This is a genomic window from Andreprevotia sp. IGB-42 (genome assembly GCF_009848685.1).
Classification (GTDB): domain Bacteria; phylum Pseudomonadota; class Gammaproteobacteria; order Burkholderiales; family Chitinibacteraceae; genus Andreprevotia.
Genome location: NZ_WXTX01000044.1, coordinates 1 through 1,191 on the forward strand (window position 1 = coordinate 1; position 1,191 = coordinate 1,191).

General features: G+C 61.5%; 1 protein-coding gene. It reads right to left on the reverse strand.

Going from position 1 to position 1,191, the window contains the following annotated elements:
* A partial coding sequence (locus IGB42_RS21795) for an Ig-like domain-containing protein (protein WP_159675653.1) occupies positions 1–1,191 on the reverse strand: 1,191 nt, incomplete at both ends.

Consider the following 1,191-nt stretch of genomic DNA (forward strand, 5'->3'; position numbering starts at 1 on the left):
TTGTAGTTGTTGGCTGGCGAGTAAGTCCAGTTGCCGTTGCCATCCACAGTCACCGTGCCATGGACCGGATCGGTCCCCTTGGCAAAGGTCAGTACATCGCCATCGACATCCGTGGCGGTGAGCGTACCGCTGACGGGGGTGTCTTCCGGTGTGGTCACGCTGGTACTGTTGCCCAACGGGCCGTTGTTGTCGGTGAACACCGGCGCATCGTTGACCGGGGTGACGCCCACGTTGACGGTCAGTGTATCCACGCCGCCCTTGCCGTCGCTGACAGTGACAGTGAAGCTGTCCGCGCCGTTGTAGTTATTGGCCGGGGTGTAGGTCCAGTTGCCGTTGCCATCCACAGTCACCGTGCCGTGGACCGGATCGGTCCCCTTGGCAAAGGTCAGTGCATCGCCATCGGCATCCGTAGCGGTCAATGCACCGCTGACGGGGGTGTCTTCCGGTGTGGTCACGCTGGTGCTGTTGCCCAACGGGCCGTTGTTGTCGGTGAACACTGGCGCGTTGTTAGGGCTGATACCAACCGAAACGGTCAGCGTGCTGGTGCCGCCATGACCATCATCGACCGTTACGTTGAAACTGTCCGCGCCGTTGTAGCCGGCCGCCGGGGTATAGGTATAGCTGCCATTGGCATTGACGGTCACCGTGCCGTGGGCCGGATCACCACCAGTAGCCAGCTTGAAGGTCAGCGTATCGCCATCGGCATCCGTGCCGGTGACCGAGCCATTGAACGGAGTGTCCTGGCGGGTGGTAATGCTTTCATCCTTGCCGACCGGTGCATCGTTGACCGGCGTGACGCCCACGTTGACGGTCACGGTATCGCTACCGCCCTTACCGTCGCTGACGGTGACAGTGAAGCTGTCTGCGCCGTTGTAGTTATTCGCAGGCGTGTAGGTCCAGTTGCCATTGATATCAACGGTGACGGTGCCATGTGCCGGATCGGTGCCCTTCACGAAGCTGAGTGCATCGCCATCGACATCGGTCGCCACCAGGGTGCCGCTGACCGGGGTGTCTTCCGGCGTGGTGATGGATTGGTTGTTGCCCAGCGGATCACCATTGCCGTCAACCAGTACCGGTGCATCGTTCACCGGGGTGACGCCCACATTGACGGTCACGGTATCGCTACCGCCCTTGCCGTCGCTGACAGTGATCGTGAAGCTGTCCGCGCCGGTGTAGTTGTTGGCCGGGGTG